Source organism: Micromonospora sp. DT228, from assembly GCF_049841595.1.
GTDB lineage: Bacteria > Actinomycetota > Actinomycetes > Mycobacteriales > Micromonosporaceae > Micromonospora.
In genome coordinates, this window is record NZ_JBNCKO010000008.1 from 173,147 (window position 1) to 188,816 (window position 15,670).

Here is a 15,670-nt window from a genome sequence, read left to right on the forward strand (position 1 = left end):
CCGGCCGGCCTCAGGTGGACCCGGCCGTGATGACCTGCCAAACTTGACGGTTGGAGGTGCAGACGTGAGCACAGAGGTTCTCGAGCGTCCCGAACTGAAGGACGCCGACACCGGTCCCGAGATGTTCCACTACGTCCGCAAGGAGAAGATCGCCGAGAGTGCCGTCATGGGCACCTTCGTCGTCGCGCTCTGCGGCGAGACGTTCCCGGTCACCAAGGCGGCCAAGCCGGGTTCGCCGGTCTGCCCCAAGTGCAAGGAGATCTACGACTCGTACCGCGAGTGATCCTGGGCCGGCGTCCCGGCCGGCGACGTAGCCTGCGGCGGTGACCACCTCCACCGCCCTGCTCCTCGCCGACCTGACCGGCGTCGCGGTGTTCGCCGCATCCGGGGCGTCGGCGGCGGTGGCCAAACGGCTGGACCTGTTCGGCGTCGCCTTCGTCGGGTTCGTGGCCGCCCTCGGCGGTGGGATCTTCCGGGACCTGGTCATCGACGAGGTGCCGCCGCTGGCCTTCGCCGACTGGCGGTACGCGGGCACCGCCGCGATCACCGCGCTCGCCGTCTTCTGGCTGCACCCCCAACTGGCCCGACTGCGCACCACAGTGCTGGTGCTGGACGCGGCGGGCCTCGCGCTGTTCACCGTCACCGGCACGCTCAAGGCGCTCGACGCCCGGGTGCCGGCCGTCGGCGCCTGCCTCATCGGCATGCTCACCGCGATCGGCGGCGGGCTCGCCCGCGACCTGCTCACCGCCGAGATCCCGGTCGTGCTGCGCCGGGAGATCTACGCCCTTGCCGCGCTGGCCGGCTCGGTCACTGTGGCGCTGCTGTACGTCACCGGGCAGACCGGACCCGCGCCGCTCACCGCCGCCGCCGTCCTGGTCTTCGGGCTGCGCCTGATCGCCCTGCGTCGACGCTGGTCCGCCCCGGTGGCGACGCTGCGCCCGCCGCGCACCGGTGGAGCGGATCCGCGCACCGACCGGGAGTGGTGAGACGGTCCGGCCGTTGTTCGATTCGGGTGCGGGATTGTGACCAGCGTGGCGTCGCCTGGGCCGTGGGGCCCGCGCTGGTTATGCTGAGTCGGCCTTCGCGGCAGCTACTGCGCGGAGGCGTTTTCATGGGCGGCGGGACTCGTGGCCCTCGCCCGGGGTCCGCCATCGTGCGGTCGGAGAGGAGCTTCGCGTGGCAGCCCGGACGCCGGTGCTCGAGACGTTCCCGGCACTACGCTCCTGGCAGCGTAAAGCCCTGGTGGAATACCTGCGTCGGCGTACCGACGACTTCACCGCGGTCGCCACGCCAGGTGCCGGCAAGACCACCTTCGCCCTGCGGATCGCGGCCGAGCTGCTCGCCGACGGCACCATCGAGGCGGTCACCGTGGTCGCACCGACCGAGCACCTGAAGAACCAGTGGTCCGACGCCGCGGCCCGGGTGGGCATCCAACTCGACGCCGCCTTCCGCAACGCCGACCTGCACTCCGCGGCCGACTTCCACGGCGCGGTGGTCACCTACGCACAGGTCGGCATGGCCCCGCAGGTGCACCGCCGGCGCACCATGACCCGGCGCACCCTGGTCATCCTCGACGAGATCCACCACGCGGGCGACTCCCGGTCCTGGGGCGACGGGGTGAAGAACGCCTTCGAACCCGCCGTACGCCGGCTGATGCTCACCGGGACTCCGTTCCGCTCCGACGACAACCCGATCCCCTTCGTCAGCTACGAGCGGGGCGGCGACGGGCTGCTGCGCTCCCGCGCCGACTCCGTGTACGGCTACTCCGACGCGCTGCGCGACGGCGTGGTCCGGCCGGTGCTCTTCCTGGCGTACTCGGGAGAGACCCGGTGGCGGACCAACGCGGGGGAGGAGTTGGCCGCCCGCCTCGGCGAGCCGATGACGCAGGATCTGGTGGCGCAGGCCTGGCGTACCGCCCTGGACCCGGCCGGCGACTGGATGCCACAGGTGCTGCGGGCCGCCGACGCCCGACTCACCGTGCTCCGTAACGCGGGGATGGCCGACGCCGGCGGTCTGATCATCGCCACCGACCAGCAGACCGCCCGCTCGTACGCCAAGTTGATCGAGCAGGTGACCGGCGAGAAGGCCGCCGTGGTGCTCTCCGACGACCAGGGCGCGTCCGCCCGGATCGCGACGTTCGCGGCGTCCGACCAGCGCTGGCTGGTCGCGGTGCGGATGGTGTCCGAAGGGGTGGACATCCCCCGGCTCGCGGTCGGGGTCTACGCCACGAGCGCCAGCACGCCGCTCTACTTCGCCCAGGCGATCGGCCGGTTCGTCCGCGCCCGCCGCCCCGGGGAGACCGCGTCGGTGTTCCTGCCCAGCGTGCCGCACCTACTCGGGCTGGCCAGCGAGATGGAGACCGAGCGGGACCACGTCCTCGGCAAACCCAAGGATTCCGACGGGCTCGACGACGACCTGCTGGAACGGGCGCAGCGCGACGACCAGGCCAGCGGCGAGCTGGAAAAGCGGTTCGCCGCGCTGTCGGCCACCGCCGAACTGGACCAGGTGATCTTCGACGGGGCGTCGTTCGGTACCGCGGCCCAGGCCGGCACCCCCGAGGAAGAGGAATACCTCGGCCTGCCCGGCCTCCTCACCGCCGACCAGGTGTCCCTGTTGCTCACCAAACGGCAGGCCGCCCAACTCGCCGCCCAACGCCGCCGTACCGCCGACGCGGCCGCTCAGCCGGCCGCTGCGCCCACGGCAGCGCCACCGGCACCAATGAGTGCCGCCCAGCGTCGCGTGGCGCTCCGACGCCAACTGAACGCTCTGGTGGCCGCACGACACCACCGCACCGGCCAGCCACACGGCAAGATCCACGCCGAGCTACGCCGACTCTGCGGTGGCCCCCCGAGTGCCCAGGCCACCATCGAGCAACTTGAGGAACGCATCGCCACCGTGCAGACCCTCTAAACCCTTTCCGCCGTAGCGGGTCCGGGTCCGTAGCGGGTCCGCGTCCGTGACGACGCGGCCGGGTGTGGTGCGCCGCGTCTCTGGCGGGCCGCGCCGTGGCGTGCGTTCGGGGGTGCGGTGTGGTGTGCGGTGTGGTCTGTGTCGTGCTTGCGGCTTGCGGCTTGATCCACTCGGCGTTATTGAAAACGCGGTGTTCGAGCGAGGTGGAAAGCGCGACCTCCGTGAAACCGAGTGGATCAACGAAGGCTTGGGCGGTGCCGAGCATTGCCTGCCCGGAAGGTACGCGGATGCCCCCTTTGTGGGGCGCCCCGCTTGCAAGATTGCGCCATAACCAGGATCAAGATCGCGCGATAACCAGGATGTAGTGGTGTCGGCGCGTCGGTGAGGCCACTACATCCTGGTTCGAGCACGATCTGGGCGCGGGGCGCGGGGCGCGGGGCGCGGGGCGCGGGGCGCGGGGCGCGGGGCGCGGGGCGCGGGGCGCGGGGCGCGGGGGGCGCGTTCATCGTGGGGCGTGGCGCACTCAGCGTGGGACGTGGCGCGTTCGGACAGAAAAAGCCGACCGGAGGCCCCTCGGGGGACCTCCGGTCGACTATGTCGGTTAGCGGATTTAGTTCGCCATCAGATCGGCGCCACGCCAGCTGAAATCGGGCTCCGTTGCGAACCGCTCGGTGATCTTCACGAGATCCTCCGCGTACTTGTTCGCGTGGTGCCCGCAGAACACCAACTCGCTCCCACCCGTGAGAGTGATCCGGAGCTTCCCGGCAGCATTGCAGCGGTCGCACCGTTCATCGGCGGCTGGGGGAGCCGCCGTCACGGGCGGCGGCGTGAGGGTCGGGGTCATCGCCTTCCTCCTCTGGTCGTCACCGATGAACAATCTCTTCGGTCGTTGCTCACCTATGGTGCAACACCCTTGCTAGGCACTGCCTTCCCTGTGTGCCCGCGGGGGACCGAGGTCACACCTGGCAGGGACAGTGTGCCGTGCACCAAGGGTGCCACGTCAACGATCACATTCGTGCATCCGGACGATCTCCATCTGGTGTTGCACACCAGGTGGTCAAAACGACACGTTCGGTTGACGAAACCGGCCTAGTCCAGGTAATCCCGGAGGACCTGCGACCGGGACGGGTGACGCAGCTTGGACATCGTCTTGGACTCGATCTGCCGGATCCGCTCCCGGGTCACCCCGTAGACCTGGCCGATCTCGTCAAGCGTCCGTGGCTGGCCGTCGGTCAGGCCGAAGCGCAGGCGCACCACACCCGCCTCACGCTCGGAGAGGGTCTGCAGCACCTGCTGGAGCTGGTCCTGCAGGAGCGAGAACGAGACCGCGTCGACCGCGACCACGGCCTCGGAGTCCTCGATAAAGTCACCGAGCTGGCTGTCGCCCTCGTCGCCGATGGTCTGGTCCAGAGAGATGGGCTCCCGAGCGTACTGCTGGATCTCCAGCACCTTCTCGGGTGTGATGTCCATCTCTTTGGCCAGCTCCTCCGGAGTGGGCTCGCGACCCAGATCCTGGAGCAGCTCGCGCTGTATGCGGCCGAGCTTGTTGATGACCTCGACCATGTGCACCGGGATGCGGATGGTGCGGGCCTGGTCGGCCATCGCGCGGGTGATCGCCTGCCGGATCCACCAGGTGGCGTACGTGGAGAACTTGTAGCCCTTGGTGTAGTCGAACTTCTCCACCGCCCGGATCAGGCCGAGGTTGCCCTCCTGGATCAGGTCGAGGAAGGCCATGCCGCGCCCGGTGTATCGCTTGGCCAGCGACACCACCAGTCGGAGGTTCGCCTCCAGGAGGTGGTTCTTGGCCCGCTCGCCGTCACGGGAGATCCAGCCCAGGTCACGGACCATGTCCCGGACGAGCTTCTCCTCGCCCTCGTCGGCGGCACGCAGCCGCTCGGCGGCGTAGAGCCCGGCCTCGATCCGCTTGGCCAGCTCCACCTCCTGCTCGGCGTTGAGCAGCGGAACCTTGCCGATCTGCTTCAGGTACGCGCGGACCGAGTCGGCCGAGGCGGTCAGCTCGGCGTCCCGCCGGGCCTGCTTGAGAGCCTCGGACTCCTCGTCGTCCCACTCGAAGTCGTTGTCGGTCGCCGAGGCGGCGGCGTCGGTCTCGGCGGCCTGGGCCAGCTCGGCCGGCTCCTCGACCACCACGTCCTCGATCGCGGCGGCCAGCTCCTCCGGGTCGATCTCGCCCTCGGCGCCCTCGCCCTTGGCCTTGCCGGCGGCCTTGGTCGGCTTGGCGCCGGTGGCCGCGGCAACCGTCGCCTTGGTGGCTCGGGTCGCCTTGGTCGCCTTCGCCGGAGCCGCCGCGGCGGAGCCGGTGGCCTTGCTCGCGGCCAGCTTGCGCGGGGACGGCGTCGACGGCGCGTCGTCGCCGGCCGGCGCCTGCTTCGGGGCCGGCGCGGCGGCCTTCTTGGTGGTCTTGGCGGTGGTGGCCCGGGACGCCGGCGTTGTCGACCGGGCCGCGGCGACCCGGCGGCGGGTGCTCGCCGAGCCGTCCACCACTACGGTCACTCCCGCCTCGGAGAGCGCTCGCAGAATCTTCTTGGCCTGGGCCGGAGTCACCTCGGCGGACTCGACGGTGCGCGCGAGCTGGGCCGACGTCAGCTGACCACCGGCGCTCTGCGCGTGGGCGATCAGGGTGTCGGTGAGCGAGCGAACGTCGGCGCCGGTCTGGCGGGGTTCTGTCACGAATGACCTTCCGGAGGCGAAGAGCGGGCACGGCCGGGTCGTCCGGCACAGCGTGGGGCAACCGGGCCGGGCGATGTGGTTGAGGGACCCTCGCGTCCCGGGCCGGCCGGTGTTCGGCGGTCCGTGGCGCGTGGGCAGGGGTGAATTGTAACGCCGTCTGCGGCGATCATCCTGCGCCGCACTGCGTAACGACGGTGGGACCGCTGATTCGGCGCTGATCTGGACTTTGTAAGGATGATACCCGCGCGTGGCCCGGAACACCCCGGTCGTGCGGGAAGGGGACGTTGGGATGCACGGTTCGGCACCGTCACCTCGGGATCTGTTGGCGATCGCGCTCGACGTGGCGCGGGACGCGGCGGCCACCGCGTACCGCATGCGGGTCGAGGGGGTTTCCGTGGCCGCGACCAAGAGTACGGTCACCGACGTGGTCACCGCCGCCGACCGGGCGGTCGAGCGGCAGGTGCTCGACGCGCTGAAGCGGGCGCGGCCGGACGACGCGGTGCTCGGCGAGGAGTACGGCAGCGGGGACACCGGGCCGGTCGCGCCGGGCGGGGTGCGGTGGATCGTCGACCCGATCGACGGCACGGTCAACTACCTCTACGGGCTGCCGTACAGCGCGGTGTCGCTGGCCGCCGAGGTGGACGGGGTGGTCGTCGCCGGCGTGGTGCGCAACGTGAGCACCGGCGAGGAGTGGACGGCCACGGCCGGGGGCGGCGCCTGGCGCGACGGGGTCCGGTTGCGTTGCTCCACCGAGGTGGACCTGGGGCAGGCGCTTGTCGGCACCGGCTTCGGCTACGACGCCCGTCGTCGGGCGCACCAGGCCCAGGTGGTGGCCGGGCTGATCGCGCACGTGCGGGACATCCGCCGGCTGGGGGCCGCCGCGCTGGACCTCTGCCTGGTCGCGGAGGGCCGGCTCGACGCGTACTTCGAGAAGGGCCTCGCGGCCTGGGACCTGGCGGCGGGTGGGCTGGTGGCCGCCGAGGCGGGCGTGCGGGTCGCCGGCCTGGCCGGTCGGCCGCCGGGGCCGGACCTGGTGGTCGCGGCCCCGCCGGCGCTCTTCCCGCCGCTGCACGACCGGCTCGCCGAGCTGGACGCCGCCGGCGGGCCCTGAGCGGTCGACCGGGCGGTGCGTGGCGTGGGTTACGCCGTCACTTGGCGGCCGGGGACGGGCAGGAGCCCGCGGGCGCCTTCGGCGGCCCCGAGTCGCCGAGGGACTGGTTGACCTCGGTCGTGGTGGCGAGCTGCTGGAAGTTGTTGCCCAGCACCACGTCCACGGTGTCGTCGGTGCGCTTCTCGTCGTAGTTCCGCTTGGCCTCGTTGAGGAAGTACGCCTCGAGCAGGTGCGCGGAACCGACGCCGTTCGGGCCGTACCGCAGCACCGCGACGCCGTCGACCTGCTTCTTCTCGTCCCCGGTCTTGGTGACCTGGAACTGGCGGTTGCGGAATTCGTCGCTGACGGTGTGGGCGAGACCGGGCCGGTCCGTGGCATTGAACACGTTGATCTTGACGTCCTTGCGCTCGCGCAGGGTCAGATCCGCCAGGGGCCAGCCGTCCGGGCAGCCCGCCGCGGTGCCCGCGTTGCCCTGGCTGTCGCGGACCACGGCCATCACGACGAAGACCAGGGCGATGATCGCCAGCAGGCCGACGACGACGAGTGCCCGCACGCGCGCAAAACTCATCAGAGCACTCCCCGGACTCCAGGTGGGTGGTGACGGCCACGAGCGATCGCTCAGGCCGCCGGCCGTCGAATACGCCGCTGAGGTTAACGGTTGTCCGGCCGTCGCGTGGAAACAGCCCGACATGCCGGCGCGCCGACCGCGGACCGGGTACTAATACCCCTATCTTCGTGTCGCCTGAATCACATTGGGAACAACTTCGCGTGCAGGGGCGTACATCTCAGCCGCAAGGGCGGTATACATGCCTCGCCCAAGGGGGGGTAAGGTTCCGCGCTCGCAGGGGAGTCGCCCCAGCGAGCTCGACCCGTTCGGTCCTCGGGTCGGGTGCCCGACACAAGTGGTGGCCGGCCAGCGGAACCGAAACAGCGTCGTCCGGCGTTACAACCGGAAGCGACAACATCGATATGGGAGAGTGAAACCGATGGCCACCGACTACGACGCCCCGCGTCGCGACGAGGTCGACCTCGGCGAGGACAGCCTGGAAGAGCTCAAAGCACGGCGTGTCGACTCACAGTCGGGCGCGGTGGACGTCGACGAGGCCGAGGTGGCCGAGAGCTTCGAGCTGCCCGGTGCCGATCTGGCCGACGAGGAGCTCACGGTCAAGGTGCTTCCGATGCAGCAGGACGAGTTCCGGTGCGCCCGCTGCTTCCTGGTCCACCACCGTAGCCAGCTGGCGGTCGAGCGTAACGGCGAGCTGATCTGCCGCGAGTGCGTCTGACAACCACGACACCAGCGGCGGCCTCCGGAACGGGGCCGCCGCTGCCGGTGTAGGCATGCGGCCGTGGTGGGTACCTGCTTGACTCGTAGCGGGTAGCCACAGCACCGGGAGGTCCGATGAGCGATCGAGGCGGCACCACCGACGGCGGCACCGGCAACCCCGGCACCACCGACGGCGGCACCGGCAACCTCCGTGCCACCGACGGCGGCACCGGCGACCTCGGCGCCACTGTCGCGGCGTTGACCGCGGACGACATCGAGCCGGCCCGCCGCCGTCAACTGCTGACCCGGATGGTCGGGCAGGCCCGTGCCCGGGGCGTTTCCGACCTGTTCAAGCCCCGTGCCGCGATGCGCTGGATGGTCGACGCGGTCGCGGACGTCGCCCCGCACATTCCGGTGCGAGACCTGGACACCCTGCGTCAGCACTTCCCCGGCCTGGACGACGCCGCCCTGGCCGACCGGCTCGTGCGCAACGCGTCGCGGACCACCGCCGCGATCGGCGCGGCCGGTGGGGGAGTCGCCGCCGTCGAGTGGACGGTCGCCCCGACCCTGCTCTCCGCGCCGGTGCTGCTCGCCGCCGAGACCGTCGCCGTGGTGGCGGTGGAGCTGAAGCTGGTCGGTGAGCTGCACGAGGTCCACGGTGTCGCGCTACCGGACGGTGGCAGCCAACGGGCCGTCGCCCTGGTGCACTCCTGGGCCACCCAGCGTGGGGTCAACCCGATGGTGCCCGGTGTGGGAGTGGGCGCGGTGCTCGGCACCGCCGCCCGCAAGGAACTGCGGGACATGCTGCTGCGGCGCTTCGGCCGCAACCTCACCACGCTCGGGCCGTTCCTGACCGGCGCCGCGGTGGCCAGCTTCCTCAACCGGCGGGCCACCCAGCAGATGGCCGAGCAGCTTCAGGTGGACCTGCGTCGGCGGGGCATCGCCCGGCCCGCGCCACCGCAGGCCCTGCCAGGCCCGCCGACGGGCACCTGAGCGGGCCGTGGCGTCGGATCAGCTGGGCTCCGCCGTCGTTTCGGACACCGTGAGCGCGTCCCGCGCGGCCAGCACCGCCTCGGCCAGCTCGACCGGGTGCCGCGTGCTGACCACCCAGAACGGGGTGGGGTCGGCCGGGTCGTCGAGCACCACCTGCACGGCACCGCCGATCCACGGTCGCTGCACGACGAAGGCGAGCGGGTCCGCGCCGACGCCCAGCACCTCACGGCGACCGGCGGTGTCCAGCGGGATCACGTCGGCCACGAAACGCACCGGCAGGCGGGCGTCGTCCACCCGCAGCTCCGAGTCGGCGACCCCGACCCGGATCCGACCCAGCCACCACAACCCGGCGGCGGTGAGCGGCAGCAGCACGGCGAACGGCAGCCAGGCGCGGACGCCGGCGGCGCCCATCCAGATCTCGACTGCCAACAGCGCGGCGGCCACCAGCCCGGTCAACCACAGCCACCAGGGCAGATCCAGCCGTTCGGCGTACGCCGGGCGGGCGACGACCGGTGACTGATCGGCGGACGGAGAGGGCGACATGCTCACTCCTGCGAGGGTACGGCGCACGGCGGCGCGGCGAACCGGCAGGATGGCAGGGTCACCCCGCGAACCGGTGGAAAAGAGGGGACCCGTGACCGACGTCGTACCCGTGCCCGTGCAGCTGCTCGACTCCGAGCTGCCGATGCCCACGTACGCCCATCCCGGCGACGCCGGGGCCGACCTGGTGGCGGCGGCGGATGTGGAGCTGCCGCCCGGTGGTCGTGCCCTGGTGCCCACCGGCGTGGCCATCGCGTTGCCGGAGGGGTACGTGGGTCTGGTCCACCCCCGGTCCGGCCTGGCGGCCAGGCTCGGCGTGACGGTGCTCAACGCGCCCGGTACGGTCGACGCCGGCTACCGGGGTGAGATCCTGGTCAACCTGATCAACCATGATCGGGATGTGCCGGCGAAGATCTCCCGCGGCGACCGGATCGCGCAGCTCGTGGTCCAACAGGTCGCGCGGGCGAGGTTCGAGCCGGTGGTCGAGCTGCCCGCGTCCCGGCGCGGGACCGGCGGGCACGGGTCCACCGGTGGTCACGCCGGGCTGGTGCCGTCTCCGGCGGGCCAGGACCGGGTCGGGCAGCGGCCGGACGAGCCGGGCCGCGGGCAGACGGAAGAGGTGGCAGGGTGAGTGTGAACAGCGGAGGGCGGGCGCAGTGATCTTCTCCCGAAAGCGGGCCGATGCCGAACGGCGCACCGCTGACGAGCGGGCCGTCGAGGTCCCGGACCAGGGTGAGGCGGCACCGTCGCTGGTGCGCGGCCCGTACGACATCTCCGAGAGCTACGCCGACGTGCAGCGGCTCGATCTGGGCAGCCTGCACATCCCGGCGATCGCCGAGGTCGAGGTGCGGGTGCAGGCCGACCCGCAGGGCGTGATCCAGCAGGTCGTGCTGGTGCATGGCGACAACGCGCTCCAGCTGGGCGTCTTCGCCGCCCCCCGGTCCGAGGGGATCTGGGACGAGGTGCGCGAGGAGATCCGCCAGTCGCTGCTCCGCGACGGTGCGAGCGCGCAGGAGGTCGACGGCGAGTACGGCCCGGAGCTGCACGCCCAGGTGCCCACCCCGGACGGCCCGACGAATCTGCGGTTCGTCGGCGTCGACGGGCCGCGCTGGATGGTCCGCGGCGTGTTCCAGGGGCCGGTGGCCAGCGACCCGGCCGCGGCCGGGCCGCTCGTCGAGTGCCTGGACGGCCTGGTGGTCGATCGCGGCCAGGAGGCCAAGCCGGTCCGCGAGCCGCTGCCGCTGCGGCTGCCCCGGGAGATTTCCGACCAGACCGACGCCGAGGCGGGGGACGCCGCCGCCGAGCCGCGCCAGGTCTGACCCGCGCCCACCGGCCCGCCGGAACCAGCCCCGTCGGCGTACGCTGGCGGCACGGTTCCGGCGCCGCCGGGGCCGGCCGGGGACGGCGAGCGTGGAGAGGGTGACGCGGAGGTCATGACGACCGACGAGGGCCGGGTGTCGCTGCGGCGCATTCTGCAACGGTTCACCGCCAGCGAGGCCGAGATCGACGCGCAGGAGCTGCGCCGGGAGAGCGCCCAGTGCGGCGGGATCCCCGCCCAGCAGTGCTCGCGGGGTCAGCTGGTCTCGGTCGCTGGTCGGCTGCGCACGGTGGTCTACACGCCGCGCACCAACCTGCCCACCCTGGAGGCCGACCTCTACGACGGCACCGACGTGGTCACCCTGGTCTGGTTGGGTCGGCGGCACATCGCCGGGATCGAGCCGGGCCGGCACCTGACCGCCCGGGGCCGGGTGGCGGTGCGCGACGACCGCAAGGTCATCTACAACCCCTATTACGAGCTGGACTCGCCGAAGTGACGGCGCTGCGGACGGAAGGCCGGCGATGACGACGGGACAGCACCGGGCGGCACAGCCGGAGACCGGCCCACCGGACGAGGAGCCGCTGCCGACGATCGCCGAGCAGATGGCCGACCAGCTCGGCGGCTGGCGGGGGCTTGTCGAGTCCAGCATCCCGGTCGTCGTCTTCGTGCTCGCCAACGTCATCGGCGAGCTGCGGCCGGCGGTGATCGCCTCGGTCGCGATCGCGCTGTTGATCGCCGGGTTGCGGCTGGCCCAGCGCCGGCCGATCCGGCACGCCGTCAACGGCCTGTTCGGCGTCGGTATCGGCGCCGCCATCGCCTGGCGCACCGGCGACGAGCGAGACTTCTACCTCCCCGGCATCCTCTACGGCATCGGGTACGGCATCGCCCTGCTGATCTCGGCGGCCATCCGGCAGCCGCTGGTGGGCTGGATCTGGTCCGTGCTGGTCGCCAAGGGCCGCTCGGAGTGGCGGGACGACCCGAAGCTGGTGCGGACCTTCACCCAGCTGACCGTGCTGTGGGGCGTGGTGTGGCTGGCCAAGGTGGGCGTGCAGGCCGGGCTCTACGTGGCCCACCAGGACACCGCGCTGGGTGTGGCGCGGCTGGCGCTTGGCTACCCGCCGTACGCGCTGCTGCTGCTGATCACGGTCTGGACGGTGCGCCGGGTCACCCGGGAGCCGCAGCCGACCCCGCTGCCCGGCGCCTGAGCGAGGGCCCGGCAACCGGGCCGCCGCGTCCGTCCGCTCAGCGCGACCCGCGGGTCCGCTCGACGCTGTCCGGCCCGAGGATCACCGCGCGGACCTGGTCCTCCACCTCGGCCGTGCAGACGAAGACCAGCTCGTCGCCGGCCTCGATCGGGTCGTCCGGGCTGGGCACCAGGACCCGCTTGCCGCGCAGGATCGCCACCAGCGCGGAGTCGCGGGGCAGCGGCACGGCGTGGATCGGCTGACCGACATAGGGCGCGGTCGGCGGCAGAGTGATCTCGACCAGGTTCGCCTCGCCCTGCCGGAACGTCATCAGCCGGACCAGGTCGCCGACGGTGACGGCCTCCTCGACAAGCGCGGCCATCACCCGCGGCTTACTCACCGCGACGTCCACGCCCCACTGCTCGGTGAACAGCCACTCGTTCTCGGCCCGGTTGACCCGGGCGACCACGCGAGGCACCGCGAACTCGGTCTTGGCCAGCAGCGACAGCACCAGGTTGGTCTTGTCGTCGCCGGTCGCCGCGACCACCACGTCGCACCCGGCGACGTTCGCCTCCTCCAGGCTGCTCAGCTCGCACGCGTCGGCCAGGACCCACTCGGCGTCCGGCACCCGGTCCGGGCGCAGCATCTTGGGCTGCCGTTCGATGAGCATCACCTGGTGGCCGTTGTCGATCAGCTCCTGGGCGATCGAACGACCCACGTTGCCCGCGCCCGCGATGGCGACCCGCATGGCTCACTGCCCCCCTTCCGGCGGCGTCGCCGCCACCGACGTGACAGTCGCCACGATGTCATCGCTGACCAGCATGAACACCTGGTCGCCTTCCTGCACGACGGTAGAGCCGGTGGCCAGTGTGCCGATGCCGAAGCGGATCAGATAGGCCACCCGAGCGCCGGCCGCGTCCTCCAGCCCGCGTACCGACCGACCGATCCAGTCCTTGTGCACCGGCACCTCGACGATCGAGACGGTGCTCGTGGGGTCGCGGAAGATCTCCACGTTGCCCTCCGGCACCAGGTGCCGCAGCATCCGGTCGGCCGTCCAGCGCACGGTCGCCACGGTGGGGATGCCCAGCCGCTCGTAGACCTGCGCCCGGCGCTGGTCGTAGATGCGGGCGGCGACCCGGGACACGCCGAACGTCTCGCGGGCCAGCCGGGCAGAGATGATGTTGGAGTTGTCGCCGCTCGAGACCGCCGCGAAGGCGTCCGCGCGCTCGATGCCGGCCTGGCGCAGCACCTCGCCGTCGAAGCCGGCCCCGGTCACCGTGATTCCGGCGAAGTCGGGGCCGAGTCGGCGGAAGGCGTCGGCGTCCTGATCGATCACCGCCACCGAGTGCCCCCGGGATTCCAGGCTGTGGGCGAGGGTCGACCCGACCCGGCCACAACCCATGATCACGACGTGCACGCTGTCCCTCCCAAGGTGCGTACCACTCCGGCCGGGGTGGCCTGACGAGTGCGAGCCTGCCACGTCCCGGTGCGAAGCGGGGACCGACCGTACCCCGTCGTGCCGAACAGCCACGCTCGCCCACCCCCGCGCTCCCACGGTGGTGGTCGTACTCTTGGCGTTCGTGGCCAGTCCCACCTCGCTGCTGAAGCGGCTTCTCCTCGGTCGACCGTTCCGGTCCGACCGACTTCAGCACACCCTGTTGCCGAAGCGCATCGCGCTGCCCGTGTTCGCCTCCGACGCGCTGTCCAGCGTCGCGTACGCGCCCGACGAGATCCTGCTGACCCTCTCCATCGCCGGCACCTCCGCGTACTTCTTCTCCCCGTGGATCGCCCTCGCGGTGGTCGTGGTGATGCTCACCGTGGTGGCGAGCTACCGGCAGAACGTGTACGCCTACCCCTCCGGTGGCGGCGACTACGAGGTGGCCACGGTCAACCTGGGTCCGAAGTTCGGGGTCGGGGTGGCCAGCGCGCTGCTTGTCGACTACGTGCTCACGGTGGCGGTGTCGGTCTCGTCCGGGGTGGCCAACCTCGGCTCGGTGGTGCCGTTCGTGGCCACCCACAAGGTCCTGATCGCGGTGATCGCGGTGGTCCTGCTGACCGCTGTCAACCTGCGCGGCCTGCGGGAGTCCGGCACCGCGTTCGCCATCCCCACCTACGGCTTCGTCATCGTGATGGGCGGGATGCTGCTCACCGGGCTGTTCCGGGTCTTCGTGCTGGGCGACGACCTGCGGGCGCCCAGCGCCGACCTGGTCATCCAGGCCGAGCACAGTGTGACCGGTTTCGCGCTCGTCTTCCTGCTGCTGCGGACGTTCAGCTCGGGCGCCGCCGCGCTCACCGGCGTCGAGGCGATCTCCAACGGTGTGCCGGCGTTCAAGGCCCCGAAGAGCCGCAACGCCGCCACCACGCTGCTGCTGCTGGGTGCGATCTCGGTGAGCATGCTGGTCGGGATCATCTGGCTGGCCCGCCTGACCCACCTGCAGTTCGTCGAGGACCCGGCGCTCCAGATCGTCGCCGGCCCGGACGGCTACGTGCAGAAGACGGTCACCACCCAGCTCGGCGAGACGGTCTTCGGCTCCGGGTCGATCCTGCTCTACGTGGTGGCCGGGATGACCGCGCTCATCCTCTTCCTGGCGGCGAACACCGCGTTCAACGGGTTCCCGGTGCTCGGCTCGATCCTCGCCCAGGACCGCTACCTGCCCCGCCAGTTCCACACCCGGGGTGACCGGCTGGCCTTCTCCAACGGCATCACCTTCCTGGCCCTGTTCGCGATCGTGCTGATCGTCGGCTTCCAGGCCGAGGTGACGCGGCTCATCCAGCTCTACATCGTCGGGGTCTTCGTCTCGTTCACGGTTTCCCAGGCCGGCATGATCCGGCACTGGAACCGGCGGCTGCGCACCGAGCGGGACGCGGAGGCGCGGCGCCGGATGCACCGTTCCCGGGCCATCAACACGTTCGGCATGGGCCTGACCGGCACCGTGCTGGTGATCGTGCTGATCACCAAGTTCCTGCTCGGCGCCTGGATCGCGATCGCCGCCATGGCGGTGATCTACCTGCTGATGCTGGCCATCCGCCGACACTACGACCGGGTGGCGGCCGAGCTGACCCCGCCGGACGAGGGCCGGGCCGTGCTGCCCGCCCGCAACCACGCGATCGTGCTGGTCAGCAAACTGCACCAGCCGACGCTGCGGGCCATCGCCTACGCCCGGGCCACCCGACCGGACACGCTGACTGCCGTGACCGTCAACGTGGACGACAAGGACACCCGGGACCTGCAGGCCGACTGGGAGCGCCGGGAGATGGCCATTCCGCTCACGGTGATCGACTCGCCGTACCGGGAGATCACCAGGCCGATCCTGGACTTCGTCGCCAACACCCGCCGCAAGTCGCCCCGGGACGTGGTCACCGTCTTCATCCCGGAGTATGTGGTGGGCCGCTGGTGGGAGAACCTGCTGCACAACCAGAGCGCCCTGCGCCTCAAGGGCCGGCTGCTCTTCGAACCGGGGGTGATGGTGGTCAGCGTGCCGTGGCAGCTCGCGTCGACGGCGAGCAAGAACCTGGACCGGCTGGACGCGACGCTGTCCCGGACCCCGGCGCGTGGACCGCGGGGCACTGTGCCGCCGCCGGAGGGCCTGCCGGTCGCCTCCGCCCCGGCGCCCGAGAGTCGCCCGATCGACGGCGGCCCGCTCGGGACCGGCCGTGACTGA

The 15,670-nt window shown here is 71.6% G+C and carries 17 protein-coding genes; 11 read left to right on the top strand and 6 right to left on the bottom strand.

All coding sequences use genetic code 11. From position 1 onward, the window contains the following. The first annotated feature begins 64 nt into the window (after positions 1–64). The 3 genes from ACLQ29_RS18215 (at position 65) to ACLQ29_RS18225 (ending at position 2,910) form a co-directional block, all read left to right on the top strand. Positions 65–283, top strand: a complete 219-nt coding sequence (locus ACLQ29_RS18215; protein WP_007456912.1) for a DUF3039 domain-containing protein — start codon at positions 65–67, stop codon at positions 281–283. Between the two features lie 40 nt (positions 284–323). Continuing rightward, a complete protein-coding gene (locus ACLQ29_RS18220) occupies positions 324–986 on the top strand; it encodes a trimeric intracellular cation channel family protein (RefSeq protein ID WP_425772705.1) in 663 nt (220 codons plus the stop codon). A 190-nt stretch (positions 987–1,176) separates the two neighbouring features. Then, complete coding sequence (locus tag ACLQ29_RS18225; RefSeq protein ID WP_425772706.1) at positions 1,177–2,910, top strand: DEAD/DEAH box helicase; 1,734 nt, start codon at positions 1,177–1,179, stop codon at positions 2,908–2,910. A 610-nt stretch (positions 2,911–3,520) separates the two neighbouring features. On the opposite strand, the gene ACLQ29_RS18230 is transcribed toward ACLQ29_RS18225, so the two are convergent. Continuing rightward, positions 3,521–3,754, bottom strand: coding sequence for a DUF7455 domain-containing protein (locus tag ACLQ29_RS18230; RefSeq protein ID WP_030489368.1), 234 nt, complete (start codon positions 3,752–3,754; stop codon positions 3,521–3,523). A 245-nt stretch (positions 3,755–3,999) separates the two neighbouring features. Then, positions 4,000–5,598: an RNA polymerase sigma factor gene (locus ACLQ29_RS18235; protein ID WP_425772707.1), complete on the bottom strand. Its 1,599-nt coding sequence runs from the start codon at positions 5,596–5,598 to the stop codon at positions 4,000–4,002. A 289-nt stretch (positions 5,599–5,887) separates the two neighbouring features. On the opposite strand from ACLQ29_RS18235, the gene ACLQ29_RS18240 reads away from it, so the two are divergent. Continuing rightward, the gene (locus ACLQ29_RS18240; protein ID WP_425772708.1) at positions 5,888–6,709 is read left to right on the top strand and encodes an inositol monophosphatase family protein; all 822 of its coding nucleotides are present in this window, start codon (positions 5,888–5,890) and stop codon (positions 6,707–6,709) included. A 37-nt stretch (positions 6,710–6,746) separates the two neighbouring features. Here the strand turns inward: ACLQ29_RS18240 and ACLQ29_RS18245 are convergent, their stop codons facing one another. Further along, on the bottom strand, positions 6,747–7,262 hold the full coding sequence (locus tag ACLQ29_RS18245) for a LytR C-terminal domain-containing protein (protein WP_425772864.1): 516 nt from the start codon (positions 7,260–7,262) through the stop codon (positions 6,747–6,749). A gap of 433 nt (positions 7,263–7,695) precedes the next feature. On the opposite strand from ACLQ29_RS18245, the gene ACLQ29_RS18250 reads away from it, so the two are divergent. Further along, positions 7,696–7,992: a DUF4193 domain-containing protein gene (locus ACLQ29_RS18250; RefSeq protein ID WP_007075406.1), complete on the top strand. Its 297-nt coding sequence runs from the start codon at positions 7,696–7,698 to the stop codon at positions 7,990–7,992. A gap of 116 nt (positions 7,993–8,108) precedes the next feature. Further along, positions 8,109–8,966: a hypothetical protein gene (locus tag ACLQ29_RS18255; RefSeq protein ID WP_425772709.1), complete on the top strand. Its 858-nt coding sequence runs from the start codon at positions 8,109–8,111 to the stop codon at positions 8,964–8,966. Between the two features lie 18 nt (positions 8,967–8,984). On the opposite strand, the gene ACLQ29_RS18260 is transcribed toward ACLQ29_RS18255, so the two are convergent. Then, positions 8,985–9,509 (bottom strand): DUF3093 domain-containing protein, encoded by a 525-nt coding sequence (locus ACLQ29_RS18260; protein ID WP_425772710.1) that lies wholly within the window; start codon positions 9,507–9,509, stop codon positions 8,985–8,987. Positions 9,510–9,600: 91 nt separating this feature from the next. On the opposite strand from ACLQ29_RS18260, the gene dut reads away from it, so the two are divergent. From dut to ACLQ29_RS18280, 4 genes are all read left to right on the top strand, one after another. Further along, on the top strand, positions 9,601–10,137 hold the full coding sequence (dut, locus tag ACLQ29_RS18265; RefSeq protein ID WP_425772711.1) for a dUTP diphosphatase: 537 nt from the start codon (positions 9,601–9,603) through the stop codon (positions 10,135–10,137). Positions 10,138–10,162: 25 nt separating this feature from the next. Next, the gene (locus tag ACLQ29_RS18270) at positions 10,163–10,825 is read left to right on the top strand and encodes a DUF3710 domain-containing protein (RefSeq protein WP_425772712.1); all 663 of its coding nucleotides are present in this window, start codon (positions 10,163–10,165) and stop codon (positions 10,823–10,825) included. A gap of 114 nt (positions 10,826–10,939) precedes the next feature. Continuing rightward, positions 10,940–11,320, top strand: coding sequence for an OB-fold nucleic acid binding domain-containing protein (locus ACLQ29_RS18275; protein ID WP_357070298.1), 381 nt, complete (start codon positions 10,940–10,942; stop codon positions 11,318–11,320). Between the two features lie 25 nt (positions 11,321–11,345). Then, positions 11,346–12,029 (top strand): DUF3159 domain-containing protein, encoded by a 684-nt coding sequence (locus ACLQ29_RS18280; protein ID WP_425772713.1) that lies wholly within the window; start codon positions 11,346–11,348, stop codon positions 12,027–12,029. Positions 12,030–12,066: 37 nt separating this feature from the next. Here the strand turns inward: ACLQ29_RS18280 and ACLQ29_RS18285 are convergent, their stop codons facing one another. Together ACLQ29_RS18285 and ACLQ29_RS18290 are read right to left on the bottom strand one after the other, a co-directional pair. Continuing rightward, positions 12,067–12,756 carry a potassium channel family protein gene (locus ACLQ29_RS18285; protein ID WP_425772714.1) on the bottom strand — a complete coding sequence of 230 codons (690 nt, stop codon included), beginning with the start codon at positions 12,754–12,756 and terminating at the stop codon, positions 12,067–12,069. A gap of 3 nt (positions 12,757–12,759) precedes the next feature. Then, complete coding sequence (locus ACLQ29_RS18290; RefSeq protein ID WP_425772715.1) at positions 12,760–13,425, bottom strand: potassium channel family protein; 666 nt, start codon at positions 13,423–13,425, stop codon at positions 12,760–12,762. A 163-nt stretch (positions 13,426–13,588) separates the two neighbouring features. On the opposite strand from ACLQ29_RS18290, the gene ACLQ29_RS18295 reads away from it, so the two are divergent. Further along, positions 13,589–15,670, top strand: a complete 2,082-nt coding sequence (locus ACLQ29_RS18295; protein ID WP_425772716.1) for an APC family permease — start codon at positions 13,589–13,591, stop codon at positions 15,668–15,670.